Raw genomic sequence first — 16,179 nt, forward strand, 5'->3', positions numbered from 1 at the left:
CTGACGCGGCGGGTGGCCGCGGCCGTTTCAGGTGGGAACTCGATAGATGCCGTGGCCGGCTCCGGGTCGATCTGGCTGTTCCATCTCGGCGAGAACCTCGACGCCCTGCTCGGCAAGGCCAGCAATGCCACTTGTCTCGTTCGATTCAAGGTTGCGGCCGGTCACCGCGTTGACCGGGCATCCGTTAGGTAGGTCCGGACGGTTCGGTGTTCGATCGGCCAGACCCAGTCCGCGGAATCGGCGGTGACGGTGGCCGTCACGCCCTGAATCACCTGACACCGGGAGGTTCGTAGCCGCGCCCACCGGGCTGGGTCTCCTGCCATTCTTCGACGAGCGCGGCGCCGACGATGGTGACCGGGACGAATGAGGTGCCGGTGATCAGGACTATCCCGAGTGCGGCGAGCAGCCACGCCCGTCCAGCGCTGCGTGGCCGTCGGGCACGCAGCCATAGCCACACCCCGACGGGGTACGCGAACAGCGGCGCTACCAGCAGCGGAACCGTGCCGAGCTGTTCCACCGTGAGGTTTGACAGACCTGCCATGCCGCCGGCGATGCCCATGCCCAGGAACATCACGGCGGATGGCAGGGCGCAAAGGCCGACCAGACACATGACGAAGATCAGGAGCCGGGCGGGCAGCCGCGACGGCTGGGCGTTTTCCACGCGGTGACCGTAACCATCGAGTGCACCCCGCGGCTCCGCAAGGTAAGTCCGGGCACCGCAAGGTTCGGCTGGTGAGACTTCTCGGCCAGGTGTCAGCGCCCTTCTCGTCTCTGACAGGCTGTCATTCGCGCTGGACGACGGAGGAGAGCCGGCCGTGGCCGTGGGCGGCGCGGAAGTGGTCGCGGAACCGGGCCAGGGTGCAGGGCGATCGTGTGGGCGACCTCGGCCGAGCGGACGCCGCGGACGGCCGCGTCGAGGTAGCGGCCGGCTCTGTCACATCGGTCCACGGCATTGCTGCCGGCACGGGTCATCCGGGGCCGCAGCGGCTGATCTGTCCCCTGCATACAGATCTGACCAGGCCGGGGACAGGTAGGCGTTGTTCCCTGCCCCGGCCACTGCTGATCCTCGAAGCCAAGAAACGGCGTCGCCGGATGACCGCTGGCGTCGATCACCGCGGAGGGACATCCCCCTGACAAAGGGGAAACCGAAAGGGCAGTGAAATGGAGAGAGTCATCTTCTGGAGCAGGCGAGCGATCGTCGGGCTTCTCGCGTCGGTGGTGGCGATGACCGGTCTCGTCGTTGCCGGTGCGTCGCCGGCCTCTGCCGTGGGGGGCTGTTACAAGACCCGGCAGTCCACCGTTTACCTCAACGGCAAGAGCAACGAGTACGAGTACACCACCTATTACTCGCACAGCGGTCGGGTCACCGTCGGGAAGCGCCATTTCTACCGCAAGAACGTCAAGTCGGGCTATGTCGCCGTGACGTTCTTGGCCTGCAAGCGGACCCGGACGGCACCCTGGACGGCGCTCACCTACTCGACCAGCACCAATCTGAAGGACCTCAAGCTGATCATTACGGGGAGGAAGGTCAACCCCGTCCCGGTCAACAACAAGCGCGGTTTCGGTCTGTTGGTACAGCGGGTCACCAAGAGTGCGGTCCAGGTGCAGCCGCTGGTCTGTACCAAGAAGGCAGGCCGGTTGACGGCTCTGGGTGCTGCGAAGTTCGTGACCGGTCTGCCCATCCCGGTGTCCCCGGGCAAGGCCGTCGGGCTCTGGGTGGCGAACAACGCGCTGAAGGAGCAGGACGACAAGTTCCAGTGTGGTCTGGTGGGCCAGGTGACCAATGTGCCGTTCACCTTCACGGCCGGCGGTGAGGCCAGGCTGAGGATGCCGTCGACCAACCACTACGTCTTCTCGCGGCGGGCCACGTGGACCGAGTCCTGCCCGTCGTACCGCTACTGCGGCATCACTCACGACCAGGTCCTGGAGGTCCGGTCGGGCAAGTTCTGACGCCACCCACGATCAAGGTCACCGGCGGCGAGACCTCGCCGCCGGTCTGGCGCTGTGCCGAGCGCGGCAGCACCCAGCCGGGCGCCTCCTGAAAGGGCGGCGCTCGCTGCGGACAGGGCGGCTTTTCGGTAGTCGACCGGACGTGCTTGTCGCTGCGCTGCTGCCGGTCACGCCTGTCAGCGGGAGCGGGGGAGTAGTGCGCTGATCGAAGACGGCTCGGTAGCCGGGCGGCTGGAGCTCCGGAACCCGTACGGGAGCAAGCCGGTGATTTTTCTCTGTCAGCCGCTCAGCGGTCGGCGCTGGGTGCCGATGGGGAGAGGTCGGGACTTCGCTGACGGAAGGATGGCCGTGCGGCGTTTCAGCATCGGCGCCCGGCTGTCCGGGGCGTTCGCCGGCGTGCTGGTGTTGTTGTTCGCTGTCGCCGCGGTCGCGTTCGCGACGATCGTCGCGCAGCGGGACGCGGCCACCGACGTACGCCGGCTGGAACTGCTCACCCGGCAGGCCGGCGAGATCAAGACTCATGCGACGACGTTGAACGGCTGGCAGGCCGGTTTCATCAACGACATCTACCGTCTCGGCGCCGCCCGGGCGCTCGGCGGGGACTCGGTGGCCTACAAGGCGTGGCAGCAGGAACGCGACGCTTTCAAGACCTATCTCGGCCAGGTCGACACCGCGAGCATGACTGCCGCCGAGCGCGACGTCTTCGACACCTTGAACGACGAGCTGGCGGCGTATGTCGCCATCAACGACAAGGTGGTGGCGGCGTACCGGCCGGGGACCGCGCAGGCGTTGTGGAACGCCGACCAGATCGCGCTGTACGACAGCTGGAACAGCTACTACCGGATCATGGTGTCGGCGCAGAAGCTCGCCGCCGCCGTCGACGCCCGCAGCGTGACCGCGGTGCGCTCGTCAGCGGAGGACGCCGCCCGCGCCCAGTTGATCATCGTGGTGGCCACCGGGCTCGCGCTGGCGCTCGGCGCTGTCTCGGCGTTCCTGGTGACCCGCAGCATCGTACGGCCGGTCGGGTCGGCCCGTGACGCGCTGCGCCGCATGGCGGACCGGGATCTGACCGCGCCACCGCCCGCCGACGTCGGCCGTGACGAGCTGACGGAGATGTCAGCCGCGCTGGGGCAGGCGCTGGTGGCCGTACGCACGATCGTGTCCGACGTGGCTCAGCAGGCGGAGATCCTGACGCGTACGTCGGCCGAGCTCGACGAGGTTTCCGGCGCGTTCGCGAAGTCGGTCGGTGACACCAGTCAGCAGGCCGAGATGGCGGTCACGGCGGCCGAGGACGTCAATCGCAACGTCGACACCATGGCGGCCGGGTCGCAGGAGATGGGCGCCTCGATCGAGGAGATCTCCCGCAACGCCGCGGAGGCCGCGTCGGTGGCGGCGGAGGCGGTGGCCGCCGCGCACTCGGCGAACCAGACGGTCGGCAACCTGGGCACCTCGTCGTCAGCGATCGGCGACGCGGTGAAGCTGATCACGAGCATCGCCGCGCAGACGAACCTGCTGGCGCTCAACGCGACCATCGAGGCGGCCCGCGCCGGTGACATGGGCAAGGGCTTCGCCGTGGTGGCCGGTGAGGTCAAGGACCTGGCGCAGGAGAGCGCCCGCGCGGCCGACGAGATCGACTCGCTGGTGCAGGCCATCCAGGCCGACACGTCGGCGGCGGTCACCGCGATCGAGATGATCGGGGAGGTGGTGAGCCGGATCAGCGACTACCAGACCAGCATCGCCGGCGCGGTGGAGGAGCAGACCGCCACGACGGGGGAGATGAACCGGGGTGCGACCGCCGCGGCCGGTGGCACGGCCGACATCGCCGAGAGCATCCGGACGGTGGCTGCCGCGTCGGCCGCGACCTCGGCCGAGGTGACCCGTTCGAGGGAGGCGGCCGCCGAGTTGAGCCGCATGTCCGCCCAGCTGCGTGACGCGGTGGGCCAGTTCCGGTACTGAGGACGAGACGATGAGCAGACGTACGACAGTGGGGCTGTTCGCCGCGGCTCTGACGGCGCTGATGACGACGGCGTGCTCGACGGTGATGGTTCCGGTGTCGCCGGGTGACTCCTCCGGCCTGGGCCGGGAGACCGTGCGGGTCGGCATCGCCTACGACAGCGCGGGGCGCGGCGACAAGAGCTTCAACGACGCTGCCGCCGCCGGCATCGACCGGGCCAAGCAGGAACTGCTGGTGGAGGCGGCGGAGGCGAAGACCCAGGCGGAGACCGACGAGGCCCGCGAGGCCGCGCTGCGGGGTCTGGCCACCGGGGGCAGCAACCCGGTCATCGCTGTCGGTTTCCTGTACGCGGGCGCGATCGGCACGGTCGCCAAGGAGTTCCCGGACACCCTGTTCGCGATCATCGACGACGACTCGGTCACCGCCGACAACGTGGTGTCGCTGCTCTTCTCTGAGGAGCAGGGCTCCTACCTGGTCGGTGTCGCGGCGGCGCTGGCGACCCGGCGCAACCGGGTCGGTTTCGTCGGCGGGGTCGACGTCGCCCTGATCCACAAGTTCGAGGCCGGGTACGTCGCCGGCGTGCACAGTGTCGACCCGGGCATCCGGGTGGACGTGCGCTACCTGACCAAGCCGCCCGACTTCGGCGGGTTCGGCGCTCCGGCCAAGGGCAAGACCGCCGCGGCGCGCCTGATCGCCGACGGCGCGGACGTCGTCTACGCGGCAGCCGGCGGCTCCGGCACCGGGGTGTTCGACGCCGTAGCGGCCGCCGGCAACACCTGGGCGATCGGGGTCGACTCCGACCAGTACGCCACCGCGTCCGAGGCGGTGCGCCCACGCATCCTCACCTCGATGCTCAAGCGCGTCGACAACGGGGTCTTCCAGGAGATCCAAGCGTTCGTCAAGGGCGACCGGGCCGGCGGCAAGAAGCGTTACGACCTGAAGGTGGACGGCGTCGGCTACGCCACCTCGAACAGCAAACTCGGCCCGTACCGCTCCGGCATGGACAAGGCGCGCTACCGCGTCCTGGCCGGCGCGGTGAAGGTGCCGGTGTCCTGACCCGCGGGGACACCGGCAGTGAACGGTCAGGCCGGCACGTTCCACTTCTGGCCGGCGCCGCCGGTGCAGGTCCACAGCTGGGTCACGGTGAAGTCGGCGGAGGAGCCGCCGGCCAGGTCGAGGCACTTGCCGGCGTTCGGGTTCACCAGGTCGCGGCCGCTGCTGTGCACCCATTGCTGCGCGGCCGTGCCGTTGCAGTCCCAGAGCTGCACCCTGGTGCCGTCAGCCGTGCCGGCCGCCGAGACATCAAGACACTTTCCCGCGGTACGGATGGTGCCGTCACCGGGCAGCGTCCATTGCTGGGTGGCGTCGCCGACGCAGGAGTACAGGTCGACGGCCGTGCCGTTGGCGGTGTTCCCGGCGGCCGCGCCGATGCATTTGCCGGCCAGCCCGGTGATCGGACCGGTCCGGGTCCCGCCGCCGCCGTTGTTGCCGGAGGTGACGAACTTCCAGGTCACGCTCAGCACGCCCGGGGTCGTCGCCGGGTCGGTGGAGGCGAACTGGCCGAACGCCGCCTGGCTCAGGTCGATGTGCGCGGCGTCGCAGGACGGGCACTTGTCACGCACCGGCACCGTGATGGTCTTGCCGTTGTAGGTCACCTGCACGGAGATGCCCTGGCACAGCGGGTCGTTGTTCGGATTGGCCGTGGTCCAGAACGTGTGCGAGACGGCGACCAGCATCTCGGTCGCCGCGTTGATCGGGGTGCCGCACGCGCCGTACCCGCTGTCGTTGTAGTAGGTGGCCGGCCCGGTGAAGGTCTGGCCGACGGGTACGGCGGCGGCCGCGGTGGCGGGCAGCAGCAGGGCGGCCGCGGCCGCGAGAACAGCGAGAATGCGCATCGGGGTACGTGGGGATGAACTCATGGGGGATCCGTCCGTCTCGTTCCGAAACCCTGCGGCGAGCGGCGCGACGCCTGTAGATATCCAAGTTGGTCAAAGCCGCAAGGGCAAGAAGGTTTCCTAAGAATTCCGGAGGACCGCCGAGGAACGGTGGCTCTCAGGAGCGGTAGAGGACGTTCGGGGACCGGGGCGGACCGGCCTGCCAGCCCACGGCCCACAGGACGGTGCCCGCGGGATCGCTGGTCGCACCGGCGAGCGGGGTCGCCGAGGCGATCTCCCCCTGCGGACGGACCGGCCCGCTCGGCCCGCCCGGCGGCGCGATCGAGGCGTCGGCCCGGAACGCCTGGCCGGTCCAGCGCTCGACGTGGCCGGACTTGAGACCGGTCACGGTGCTGCGGTAGCCGAACGTCCACACGCCCGACTTCGACGCGACGATCTCGGTCACCGCCGACCCGTCCGCACTGCTCTCGGTCCGCCACCCGGTCGCCGTCCGATGCAGCACCAGCGGTACGCAGACCAGCGGCGTGACACAGTCCGCCCCGGCTGCCCAGACGTCGCCCGCCGCGGCGGCGACGCTGTTCAGCACACTCTTACCGGTGACCGGGACGTCCACCCGCGTCCAGGCCGTGCCGTCGAAGTGCAGAACGGTCGCCGGTGAGCCGACCGCCCAGACGTCGCCGCCCGCGGTCGTGCCGACCGACGTCAACTCGACACCGGGCAGGTCCGGGGTGGGGGAGACCGCCCAGACCCCGCCCGTCCGGTGCAGGACGAGGGGCCGGCTCACCCCGTCCGCCTCGGTGTGCCCGACCGCCCAGGAGCCGTCGATGTCGTCCAGGTTGCTCTCCACGCCGGCCGGCGCAGCCGGGACCGGCACGGAGGTCCACGCCGTACCGTCGAAATGCATGATCACCGCGGTGGTCGGCCGCGGGGCGCCCGGCGCGTCGTCGTCGCCGCTGCCGACCGCCCAGACGTCGTCGGACGCGAGCGCGTCGACCCCGGTCAGGTAGGTCGGCTGGGAGAGCTCCGGCGGCGGTACGAGGGTCCACGCCTGCCCGTTCCAGTGGACCGTGAACGGGCCCTCCGCCTGGCTGTTCCACCAGGTCCCGACCGCCCACACGTCGTCGGGCGCGGCCATCGCCACGTCCTGCAGCACGGTGTTCGTCGCGCCCGGGGGCAAGGGGACCGGCGGTGGCAGGTGCCAGGCGGGTACGGCCGCGCCGGCGCTGCCGGTGGGAGCCAGCGTCGCGGCGACGGCGAGGCCGGCGGTGACGAGCGAGCGGGCGAGGTGCGTACCCATGAGGAACGTCCTTTCGGTGAAGGTGACTGCGACCCATCGTCTGACCCCGCGCGGGCCGGCACAGGTCCGCCGCCTACCACCGTTGTCGCGGCGGCTACCCAGATTCCGCGGCGAAGGCGGCGAGAGCGCCCCGCCGCCCGGCCCCGGTCTTGGCCAGCAGGCTCGCGACGTGCTTCTCGACGGTCCGCGAGGACAGGTAGAGGTGGTCACCGATCTGCTGGTTGGTCAGACCGGCGACGACCAGGTCCAGCACCTCGTGCTCGCGGACGGTCACACCGTGGCGCCGCAGCCGGGGCGGGAGCGCGGCGCTGCCCCGGCGATGCTGCGGCACCGGCGCGCCGGCCTGCCGCATGAGAGCACGGCAGGCCCGGGCCACATGCGGCGCGGCGTCGTGGAAGTAGGCGTCGGCGGTGCGCAGCCAGGCCGCCGGATCGCCCCACCCGCCGTCCAGCGCCTCCTGAGCGACCAGCCGCAGTCCGAGGTGATGGGCGAGCGGATACGGCGCGGAGACCTCCACGAAGCGGGTCACCGCACGGCCCGCGTCGCCGCCGCGGCCCGCCCGGCCGTGCACGAACGCCTCGGCGAGCACCAGGAACTGCCGATTCCAGGCAGCCTCGTGCTGCGCCGACCCGGCGAACGCCGCGCACTCGGCGGCGCCGGCGCGTCCGCTGCGGACGGCCAGGAGCAAGTGCGGGCCGTGGATCAGCGACAGGTACGGCGTCGGCTGCCGCGCCTCCCGCGCGCTCGCCTCGTCCAACTCGGCGAGCGCGGCCTCGTGCTCCTCGTGCAGCAGGTGGCAGAACGCCGCACCGAGCCCGTGCGTCGCCGAGGAGAAGTCGTCGTCCTCCCCGCCGAGCTCCGCGAACCGGGCCAGCAGCGTCGCCAGTTCCGACCGCCGGGCCCGGTGCCCGGCGACGATCGCCCGGACACCGACCGCGATCTGCTGGGTCAGGGTCAGCCGCAGCCGCCCGGCGGTCTCCTCGCAGTGGCGGGCGTCGGCGTCCGCCGCCTGGAACTCGCCTCGGCACAGCCGCAGCACGGACAGTTCGAGCCGGATGTCGAGCGCCGTGGTGACCGCGCCGGCCTCGGTGGCCAGGGCCAGCGCCTCACGCAGCCGGCTGTCGTCGGCATACCGGATGCCGTGCCCGGCGCCCAGGTTGTAGAGCAGGCTGATCCGCCAGGTCAGCAGGTGATGCTCGGTGGCGATCGCCAGCCCGCGCTCGTAGAGAGCGTCGGCCTCGGCCAGGTCGCGCAGGCGGGCACGGCGGCCCAGCGTCTTCAGCGCGCTGCACGACACGTCCGGCAGGCCGGCCGCCTGCGCCCCGCGCAGCGCCCGCTCGGCCAGCACGATCGTGGCGGTCAGCCGGTCCGGGGTGGCAGGATCGCCGAACACCAGCTGCGCCTCGATCGCGTCCATCCGGGCGGTGAGGCCGGGATCGGGCAGGTCCCCGGCGCCGCGCCGGGCGGCGGCGAGCGCCTGCGCGCCCTGCGACCAGTGGCCGGCGGCGACAGCGACGTGCGCCACCTGCAGGTGGATGCGGGCCGGCCAGGGCGGTGCGGCCCGCTGGTCGAGGCTTTCCCCCATCGCGTACGCGTCGGTGACCCGCCCGGCGATCGCGTACGCGTCGACCAGCGCCTCCCGCACCTGCAACGCGGTCTCCCCGGTCCCGTCACCGGCCAGCAGCCCGTGGGCCCGTTCCAGCAGTGTGATCGCCGTCGACACGGCGCCCTGCCCGATCGCCTCCCGCCCGGCTCGCGCGAAGTGCCCGGCCGCGAGCACCGGCTCCCCGGCCACACTCCACAGCGTTCCGGCGAGCCGGCTGGTGTCGTCGTCACGTGACCCCGGGGAACCGGCGAGGGCTTGCGCGGCACGCCTTGCCAGTGCGGCGCGTTCCAGCGGCAGCGGCAGGGCCAGCAGGGACTCGGCGGTGAGCATGTGCCGGAACGCGTACCACTGCGGGTCGTCCTCGGGCACCACCAGCTGACTGTCGACCGCCTCGCGCAGACAGGCGATCAGGTCCGGCCCGGGCACGCCGGCCGCGGCTCCGGCGGCCACCGCGGGGAACCGCCTTCCGAACAGGGCGGCGGCCTGCAGCAGCGCGGCAGCCGGGCGGCTGAGCCGGTTCGTGCGGCCCACCAGGGTGGTCCGCAGGCTCGCCGGTACGGCGTCCGGGACCGGCCCGGTGATCGCCCACCCGGCACCGGTCCACGCCAGCACCCCGTCGGCGACCATCGCGGCGAGCAACTCCTCGACGTGCAGCGGCACACCGTCGGCCGTGGCGCGGAGCCGGTCGAGCACCGGGACGGGCACGGCGCCGGCGTCCACCCCGAGGCAGCCTGCGGCCAGATCACCCACCTGATCGTCGTCGAGTCGGCACAGCTCGGCGACGGTGGCGGCCCGCCTGTTCTGAGCGGCGCGGATCAGGTGTTGCGCCGCGCCGGGCGTGTCCCGGCTGGTCCCCATCACCAGCAGCCGTTCCCGCCCGAGGTTGTCGATCAGGTAGTCGACCACGGCGAGGGTGTCCGCGTCGGCGTCGTGCAGGTCCTCGACGATCAGCATGCAGCCGTGCGGCCGGCCCACGGTGACGAGCAGCCGCAGCACCGCCTCGGCGAGCACCACCAGCGAATGGTCCGAGGCCGGGGCACGTTCGCCGCGCCACTCCGGGACCAGCATCGACAACGCCGGCCGGTACGGCGCCAGCTCCGGGCCCGCCGGTGGACCGTCCCGCCGCAGCACCGACAGCAGCGCCTCGGCCAGCGCCCGGAACTGCGCCTCGGGGTTCGCGGCCCGTCCCCGCAGCACGGTGAGGCCGGCCTGCTCGGCGAGCCTGGCGGACTCCGTGGCGAGGCGGGACTTCCCGATGCCGGGCTCCCCGAGCACGAACACCGCCCCGCCGCGGCCCCGGCTCGCCGCGTCGACCGCGGCCCGTACCGTCGCCAGTTCGTCCGTCCGGCCGACCACGGGCGTGCCGGTCAGCCGCACCAGGCCCGGCCGGGGCGGCTCCGGGCTGGACGGCAAGGCTCGTACGGTGACGGAAGGCCGCGGTGGTTCCAGCGCCGGGTCCTGCCGCAGGATCGCCGTCTCCAGCGCCCGCAGCTCCCCGCTGGGCAGGATGCCCAGCTCGTCGGCGAGGGTGAGGCGCAGCCGGCGGTAGCCCTCCAGCGCGTCGGCCTGCCGCCCGCTGCGGTACAGGGCGAGGATCAGCTGACCCTGCAGCCGCTCGTCCAGCGGGTTCTGCGGTGCCAGCCGCTGCAGCTCGGGCAGGACACCGGCGTGCTCACCCAGCTCCAGCCGCGCGTCCATCAGCAGGTGCGTGCCGCGCAGGAAGAGGCCGCCGAGGCGCTGGGCGGCCTCGTCGAGCCGGGGGATGCCGGTGAGGCCGCCGAGCGGTTCGCCGCGCCACAGCGCGCGTGCCCGTCCGGCGAGCCGGGCCCGGTCGGCGGGCCTGTCCGCCCTCTCCGCCTGATCGATCAGGTCAGCGGCGAGCTCGGCGTCGACCGACCCCGGCGGCAGCACCAGCAGGTAGCCCGGAGGCCGGGCGACGACGGCCTGCCGCCCGCCGAGCAGCGCCCGCAGGTACGAGATGTGCCGTTGCAGCGTGTTGGTGCTGACCGAGCCGGCGGCCTCACCCCAGACGACGTCGGTGAGCTGGTCGGCGGAGACGACCCGGCGGTGGTCGAGGGCGAGCACCGCCAGTATCGCCTTGCGGCGCAGGCCGGTGACCTGCTGATCGATGCCGCCGAGCGTGATGCCGACGGGGCCGAGTAGTCGTACCTGCGCGTCGGTGTCCTCGCTCACCCGGGCAGGGTAGCCACGGCGCCGGTTCGATGTCAGTCAATATCATGACCGTGCGCGGGGTATCAGCGTGTCGCCGGCCTTAGGCTCCAGCCCGTGCAGCTACTGCCTCACCAGCCGCTCCAGCGGGTGCTGCCGACCGCCGGGCAGAGGCGAAGCCAAGCGCGTTGTCTGCGGCAGATCGGTAAGCACGGCGGCGCGGGGTTCCGGCTGGTCGCCGCCGTGGCTGTGACCGCCGCATCACCACGATGAGCACCAGCCGGGCCCGGCAGCGGAGGCGTGGGCCGGATGCGGCCTATGACGCGACGGATAACAGACCTATGATTTACGACCATGAATATCACGCGGCGCGCGCTGATACCGGCCATCCTGCTGACCTTCGTCTGCCAGGCTCTCGGTGGTATGCCGGCGATGGCCGCGGCGGCGACCCGCGTCCTGATCGTGGGCGACTCGATCACGCAGGGCTCGTCGGGTGACTACACGTGGCGCTACCAGCTGTGGAAGCACCTGCAGGCCAGCGCTCCCGGTGCGACGGACTTCGTCGGCGAGCGAACCTGGCTGTACGACAACATCGCGAACACGCAGGGCTCCACCGCGTACGCCAATCCGAACTTTGATCGTGATCATCATGCGAAATGGGGTCAGCAGCTCCAGCTGGAGAAGGACGAGATCGCCCCGGCGGTGTCGGCCGCCGCGCCCGACGTGATGCTGCTGCTGATGGGCATCAACGACCTGACCTGGGGTGGCGAGTCACCGGCGACCGCTTTCGGCAACCTGCAGGCGTTGCTGCGCAATGCCCGCGCGCAGCGACCGTCCCTGCGAGTCGTGGTCGGGCACACGCTGAGCCGATGGGATCTGCTCGGCCGCGTCGAGCAGAACGTGACCGATACCGCCCAGCTCAACGCGCTCATCGACACGCTTCCTTCAAACCCGGATTTCTCGTACGTACGGGTCGCGCGTACCGACGCGGGATGGAACCCGCAGGCCGACACGTGGGACGGCACGCACCCGAACGGCACCGGTGAAGTGGTGATCGCGGGCGCGTTCGCCGACGCGCTGGCCGGTCTGGGCATCGGCAGCGCGTACGGCACGAGGGCGGCCGTGCAGTGGCCGGTCAGCACCGTGATCACCACAGCGGCCAGCACCGCCGCGGCACCGGCGGCCGGCGGATCGGTGAGCGCGATCGCCGGCGACAATCAGGCGACCGTCTCGTGGACCGCGACGGGCGGCGCCTCCGGATACCTGATCCAGCAGCGGCAGAACGGCGGCGCCCCCGACCAGCTCGCCTGGCCCGTCACCGGCACGTCGTTCACGCCGGGCATCCTCGCCGGCGACTCCCTGTACGACTTCCGCGTGGTTCCGGTCAGCGACAACGGACAGATCCACCTCGCGTGGAACGCCGCGCCGGGTGCGAACGCCTACGCGATCCGCAGCCGCGACCTGACGAGCGGGTCGGGCTGGACCACACTGCCGCTGCCCGTGCAGGCAACCAGCTACGACCTGGCCGGAATCCCGGACCACGTCTACTCGTTCGCGATCCAGCCCGGCAAGGGCGTGATGACCGGCGTTTGGAGCCCCGAGGCGTCCCAGCTGATCCGCAGGACGGGCGTCCCTTCGGCCTGGTCGGCGCAGGTCCGGGTCAAGGACTACCACGGCAAGCGCAAGGCCGCACGAGACTTCGCGCGCCAGTGGGCGGGCGCGTCGGAAGCCACCTGGGAGGATCGCTACGGCACCGCGGGCGACGACTGCACCCACTTCGTGTCGCAGGCGCTGCTCACCGCCGGCTACCCGGAGATGGGCGAGCCGTCGATCCTCGACCCGATCGGATTCGACAGAGCCGTCAACGACGACGGCACCTGGTGGCGCGTCAACGAGGACAGCCCGATCCGGGCGGGGGGTCTGGACGGCGGTTACGTCAAGCGCAACGCCTCGGGCACGTTCACGCTGGCGCCCCGGCTGGCGAACCACTTCGCGTTGCGCTCGATCTACGGGCTGGCGCAGCAGGTCAGCGATCCGCGGCTGCTCGACTACGGCGACGTGATTCTGATGGAGACCAACAACCACGGCCCCGGCATCGACCACGCGGTGATCGTCACGGGCTTCGACGCCACCGGCTATCCGCTGGTCAGTGAGCGCAGCGACCCTGCGGTCGACAAGTCCCTGCGGCTGATCGAGAGCCAGAACCCGAGGCTGATCCTGCACAACTGGCACTTGCTGCAGTTGAGCTAGGTGTGCTGTCCACGAACGTTCGCCGGGTCTGAGTGGTCAGGGCGCCTTGAGCCGGAGCCAGCCCAGCGGCGCTGCGCACGGTCGGCGGCAATCGAGTGGGGATTGAGCAACGATTTTGCCGCGCGACGCAGCGCGGTTGACGATGTGCCGCGTGACCTACGTCAGAGTCAAGGTCGTGCGCTGGGTCGACGCTGAATTGCCTGCCGCTGGGAAAACGCGCTGTGCGGCAGACCCGCACACGCCTTGACGATGTCTGCTGATCGATACGCTCAGAGCCGTGATGTTCGATCTTCAGCCTGTGCTCAGCGGAGACCTTGTCGGCGTGAGGCCACTACTCGCGACCGATTTTGAGGCGCTTTACCGTGTCGCCAGCGACCCCCTCATCTGGGTTCAGCACCCTGCGAGCGATCGACACGAGCGCCGAGTGTTCCACGAGTTCTTCGCCCAGGCCTTGGCGTCCGGCGGCGCATTGGCAGTCACATCTCCGGCAGGTGAGGTGATCGGGTCGTCCCGATTCCACGGTTACGATCCGCAGCGCAGCGAAGTCGAGATCGGGTGGACGTTCCTCTCTCGGGCGTACTGGGGTGGCCCAACGAACGGGAACCTCAAGGCGCTCTTGCGTGACCACGCCTTCCGCTTCGTTGAGCGAATCGTGTTCCTGGTCGCCCCGGACAACCGGCGCTCGCAGCGGGCGCTGGAAAAGGTGGGCGCAGTCCGTGCGGGAACCCGACTCGACGGGTCGGGCCGAGACAGTTTCGTGTTCGAGATGCGACGTTCACCGTTCAGCACGCAGGCTTCAGGACTCGTGGATCAGAATGATGGTGCGCTGGCGGTTCCACCGCACCGATCGGATGTTGAAGCCCATTACGTTCCGAGGCGATGAACGCGGTGCAGTGCGGACGGTCCCCACCCGGTCGGGTCGTCGCCGGGTGGCACCATCGCCATGGCCTGCCAGAGCAGCAGGATGTCCAACCAGCGTGCCTCGGCCGGGGCCAGTGGGCGCACAGCCCGGTAGCCGGCGAGGAACTGCGCGTGGACCTCAACCGGCACCGGCCCCCAGTCGTGGTAGCGGGTGCCGAGCAGGATCGCTGCGCGGGCCAGTTCGACGAGCCGGTGGTCGTGGCGAGCCTCCTCGAAGTCGATGACCGCGATGACCTCGCCGCCGGAACACAAGATGTTGGCAGAGCGGAAGTCGTAGTGGACGAGTTGCTGCGGCAGCCGGTCCGGTGGCGCGTCAGCGACCAACCTGCGCAGCGCATCGCGAGCCGCTGGCGGCAAGTGTTCGGCATGGGAGTCGAGCCAGCCGTTGACCCGCTCCACCAACGGCTTGGACGCGACGGCGAGCGCGGGAATGCGTTCAGCGTCGGGGTATGCCGCCAGCGCGTCCTGCAGCCGGGCCAGCGTCGCTCCGGCCGCGCGCACCTGACCGGGATCGGCCGTGTCGAGAAGGTTGCCCTCGATCACTCGCTGCAGGCCGATGGAGACTCCGTCCACCTCGACCTGCAGACGGCCGTCCCGCGCGGGAATCGGCGCCGAGACCGGCAGCGCCTGGCTGTCCAGCCAGCTGGTGAGCCGCGCCACCTGCGCCAGTCGCGAGAAACGCTCGGGCACCACTGACCACTTCGCGAGCAGTCGACCTGCCGGCGTGCCGACCCACGCCAGCGCGTTGCCGGCGCTCATCACGATCCGCTCGCAGGAGCCGATGCGAACACCCCAGTGCTCACCCAGGGTCTCGGCAACCCAGCGGCCGGCCGCTTGCCCGTCGCTGAAGCCGAACCTTCCGTCGAGCGCGTGATGGGGATCGTGTGCCTCCCACAGCATCTCCAACACCGGCGCGTGCGCTTCGGTCATGCGGCGTATCCCATCACAGGACCGGCGACGCAGCGCTCGCCTGCTGCCGCGTGGTTGAGCATTCTCAGCGGCAAATCAGCGTGTCGGGAAGCCTGTCACCAGCGGTGATGATCCATGGCAGGGATGCTGTTCGACCAGCGGGGCTGTACCACTGCCAGCCCCATGAGAACGTGCATAGGAAGCACTGCCAGCGAGGTGGCAGTATCACCGGTGAGCACGAGAGACAGCACCAGCGCCGGCACCACGAACACGGCAAGGGCTGCGATCCGGAACCAGTACCACCGCAGGCCCGCCCAAGCCCGCAGAAGTGCTAGTGCACCTGCGGCCAGCAGGAGCGCAACGCCGTGCAACGGCGCAGCCCAACACACAGCGATGAGCACATGAACACCGACGACGAGGACCTTCGAGGCGCCGTGAAGGTCACTGGTGATCTCAGTCGCGTTCAGAACCGCCAGCGTTGCCAGGTCGAGCGTGAAGTACAGCAACAGGTGCACAAGCAGCCAAACACGCGACGAGTCCGCGATCGTGCGAAGGGGTGAGCACCGAGAAACCCCCACGAGGGATGCCATGCCATCAACCTAGGAGCCCTGCGCCATACGCCGGTGCCCCTGATTCAGTGACGCCGGTGACATATCCACGCGGACGTACTCATCTAGGCAGGAGCGCGCGCCGGCCACCTTGGTCGAGGTGGCACTGTGTGATGGCCCTCCGTCAGTGCGCCGCGCGTTCGGCGGCAGTTGCTGACGTTCGATCATGGTGTCGGGCACACCGCTATAGCGTCGACTGCATGAGTGATGCGGACCCCGAACCTGATGCATACGGCCGGGTGACCAACCCCGGGCGTTATCAGGTTCTGCATGATGTGGCAGAGCGGCTTCTGGGCGAGCTCGCGCGGAACTTCGCGGTAAGCCGGAGTGAGAGCTTGGTGAGCGATCCAAGCCGTTCCAGCGGTCAAGTACGCATGGTGCAACTCGACCCCGCACATCCGGGAGTTGGCGTTCTTCGGGTCACCTTCACCGGCTTTCCGGGGCTGATGGTCAAGCTGGGTCAGGAAAGCGAGACAGCTTTGCCGGCATGTGGCTGCGATGCCTGTGACGAAGACCCCCAGGAGCTCATCGAAGAGCTCCACCACAAGATCGGGCGCCTCACTCGAGCGGGCTCGACCGAGTCGGCCCGATGGCGCCGACGCCTTGAGTAGCCAGGGAAG

The 16,179-nt window shown here is 70.4% G+C and carries 12 protein-coding genes; 6 read left to right on the plus strand and 6 right to left on the minus strand.

Annotated elements, in window-relative coordinates; genetic code table 11:
- Window positions 1–268 precede the first annotated feature (268 nt).
- Window positions 269–661: a hypothetical protein gene (locus Acy02nite_RS40770; RefSeq protein ID WP_203754008.1), complete on the minus strand. Its 393-nt coding sequence runs from the start codon at window positions 659–661 to the stop codon at window positions 269–271.
- A gap of 500 nt (window positions 662–1,161) precedes the next feature.
- On the opposite strand from Acy02nite_RS40770, the gene Acy02nite_RS40775 reads away from it, so the two are divergent.
- From Acy02nite_RS40775 to Acy02nite_RS40785, 3 genes are all read left to right on the plus strand, one after another.
- Window positions 1,162–1,950, plus strand: a complete 789-nt coding sequence (locus Acy02nite_RS40775; protein WP_203754010.1) for a hypothetical protein — start codon at window positions 1,162–1,164, stop codon at window positions 1,948–1,950.
- 348 nt (window positions 1,951–2,298) lie between these two features.
- Window positions 2,299–3,906: a methyl-accepting chemotaxis protein gene (locus Acy02nite_RS40780; protein WP_203754012.1), complete on the plus strand. Its 1,608-nt coding sequence runs from the start codon at window positions 2,299–2,301 to the stop codon at window positions 3,904–3,906.
- A gap of 10 nt (window positions 3,907–3,916) precedes the next feature.
- On the plus strand, window positions 3,917–4,960 hold the full coding sequence (locus tag Acy02nite_RS40785; RefSeq protein ID WP_203754014.1) for a BMP family lipoprotein: 1,044 nt from the start codon (window positions 3,917–3,919) through the stop codon (window positions 4,958–4,960).
- 26 nt (window positions 4,961–4,986) lie between these two features.
- Here the strand turns inward: Acy02nite_RS40785 and Acy02nite_RS40790 are convergent, their stop codons facing one another.
- From Acy02nite_RS40790 to Acy02nite_RS40800, 3 genes are all read right to left on the minus strand, one after another.
- A complete protein-coding gene (locus Acy02nite_RS40790; protein ID WP_239175703.1) occupies window positions 4,987–5,823 on the minus strand; it encodes a cysteine/serine endopeptidase inhibitor in 837 nt (278 codons plus the stop codon).
- A gap of 133 nt (window positions 5,824–5,956) precedes the next feature.
- On the minus strand, window positions 5,957–7,096 hold the full coding sequence (locus tag Acy02nite_RS40795) for a hypothetical protein (RefSeq protein ID WP_203754017.1): 1,140 nt from the start codon (window positions 7,094–7,096) through the stop codon (window positions 5,957–5,959).
- A 94-nt stretch (window positions 7,097–7,190) separates the two neighbouring features.
- Window positions 7,191–10,895 carry a BTAD domain-containing putative transcriptional regulator gene (locus tag Acy02nite_RS40800; RefSeq protein WP_203754020.1) on the minus strand — a complete coding sequence of 1,235 codons (3,705 nt, stop codon included), beginning with the start codon at window positions 10,893–10,895 and terminating at the stop codon, window positions 7,191–7,193.
- A 330-nt stretch (window positions 10,896–11,225) separates the two neighbouring features.
- Here Acy02nite_RS40800 and Acy02nite_RS40805 point away from each other — a divergent pair, with 330 nt between their 5' ends.
- Window positions 11,226–13,121 carry a GDSL-type esterase/lipase family protein gene (locus tag Acy02nite_RS40805; RefSeq protein ID WP_203754023.1) on the plus strand — a complete coding sequence of 632 codons (1,896 nt, stop codon included), beginning with the start codon at window positions 11,226–11,228 and terminating at the stop codon, window positions 13,119–13,121.
- Between the two features lie 280 nt (window positions 13,122–13,401).
- Entirely contained in the window at window positions 13,402–14,004 is a 603-nt protein-coding gene (locus Acy02nite_RS40810; protein WP_239175707.1) for a GNAT family N-acetyltransferase, read from the plus strand.
- On the opposite strand, the gene Acy02nite_RS40815 is transcribed toward Acy02nite_RS40810, so the two are convergent.
- The gene (locus Acy02nite_RS40815; protein WP_203754029.1) at window positions 13,986–14,972 is read right to left on the minus strand and encodes a phosphotransferase; all 987 of its coding nucleotides are present in this window, start codon (window positions 14,970–14,972) and stop codon (window positions 13,986–13,988) included. The two genes, Acy02nite_RS40810 and Acy02nite_RS40815, sit on opposite strands and share 19 nt — an antisense overlap.
- Window positions 14,973–15,067: 95 nt before the next feature.
- Complete coding sequence (locus Acy02nite_RS40820; protein WP_203754031.1) at window positions 15,068–15,541, minus strand: hypothetical protein; 474 nt, start codon at window positions 15,539–15,541, stop codon at window positions 15,068–15,070.
- A 131-nt stretch (window positions 15,542–15,672) separates the two neighbouring features.
- On the opposite strand from Acy02nite_RS40820, the gene Acy02nite_RS40825 reads away from it, so the two are divergent.
- Window positions 15,673–16,170, plus strand: a complete 498-nt coding sequence (locus Acy02nite_RS40825) for a DUF6226 family protein (RefSeq protein ID WP_264653409.1) — start codon at window positions 15,673–15,675, stop codon at window positions 16,168–16,170.
- The last annotated feature ends 9 nt before the right edge of the window (window positions 16,171–16,179 follow it).

Source organism: Actinoplanes cyaneus (genome assembly GCF_016862095.1).
In the GTDB taxonomy this organism is placed as follows: Bacteria; Actinomycetota; Actinomycetes; order Mycobacteriales; family Micromonosporaceae; genus Actinoplanes; species Actinoplanes cyaneus.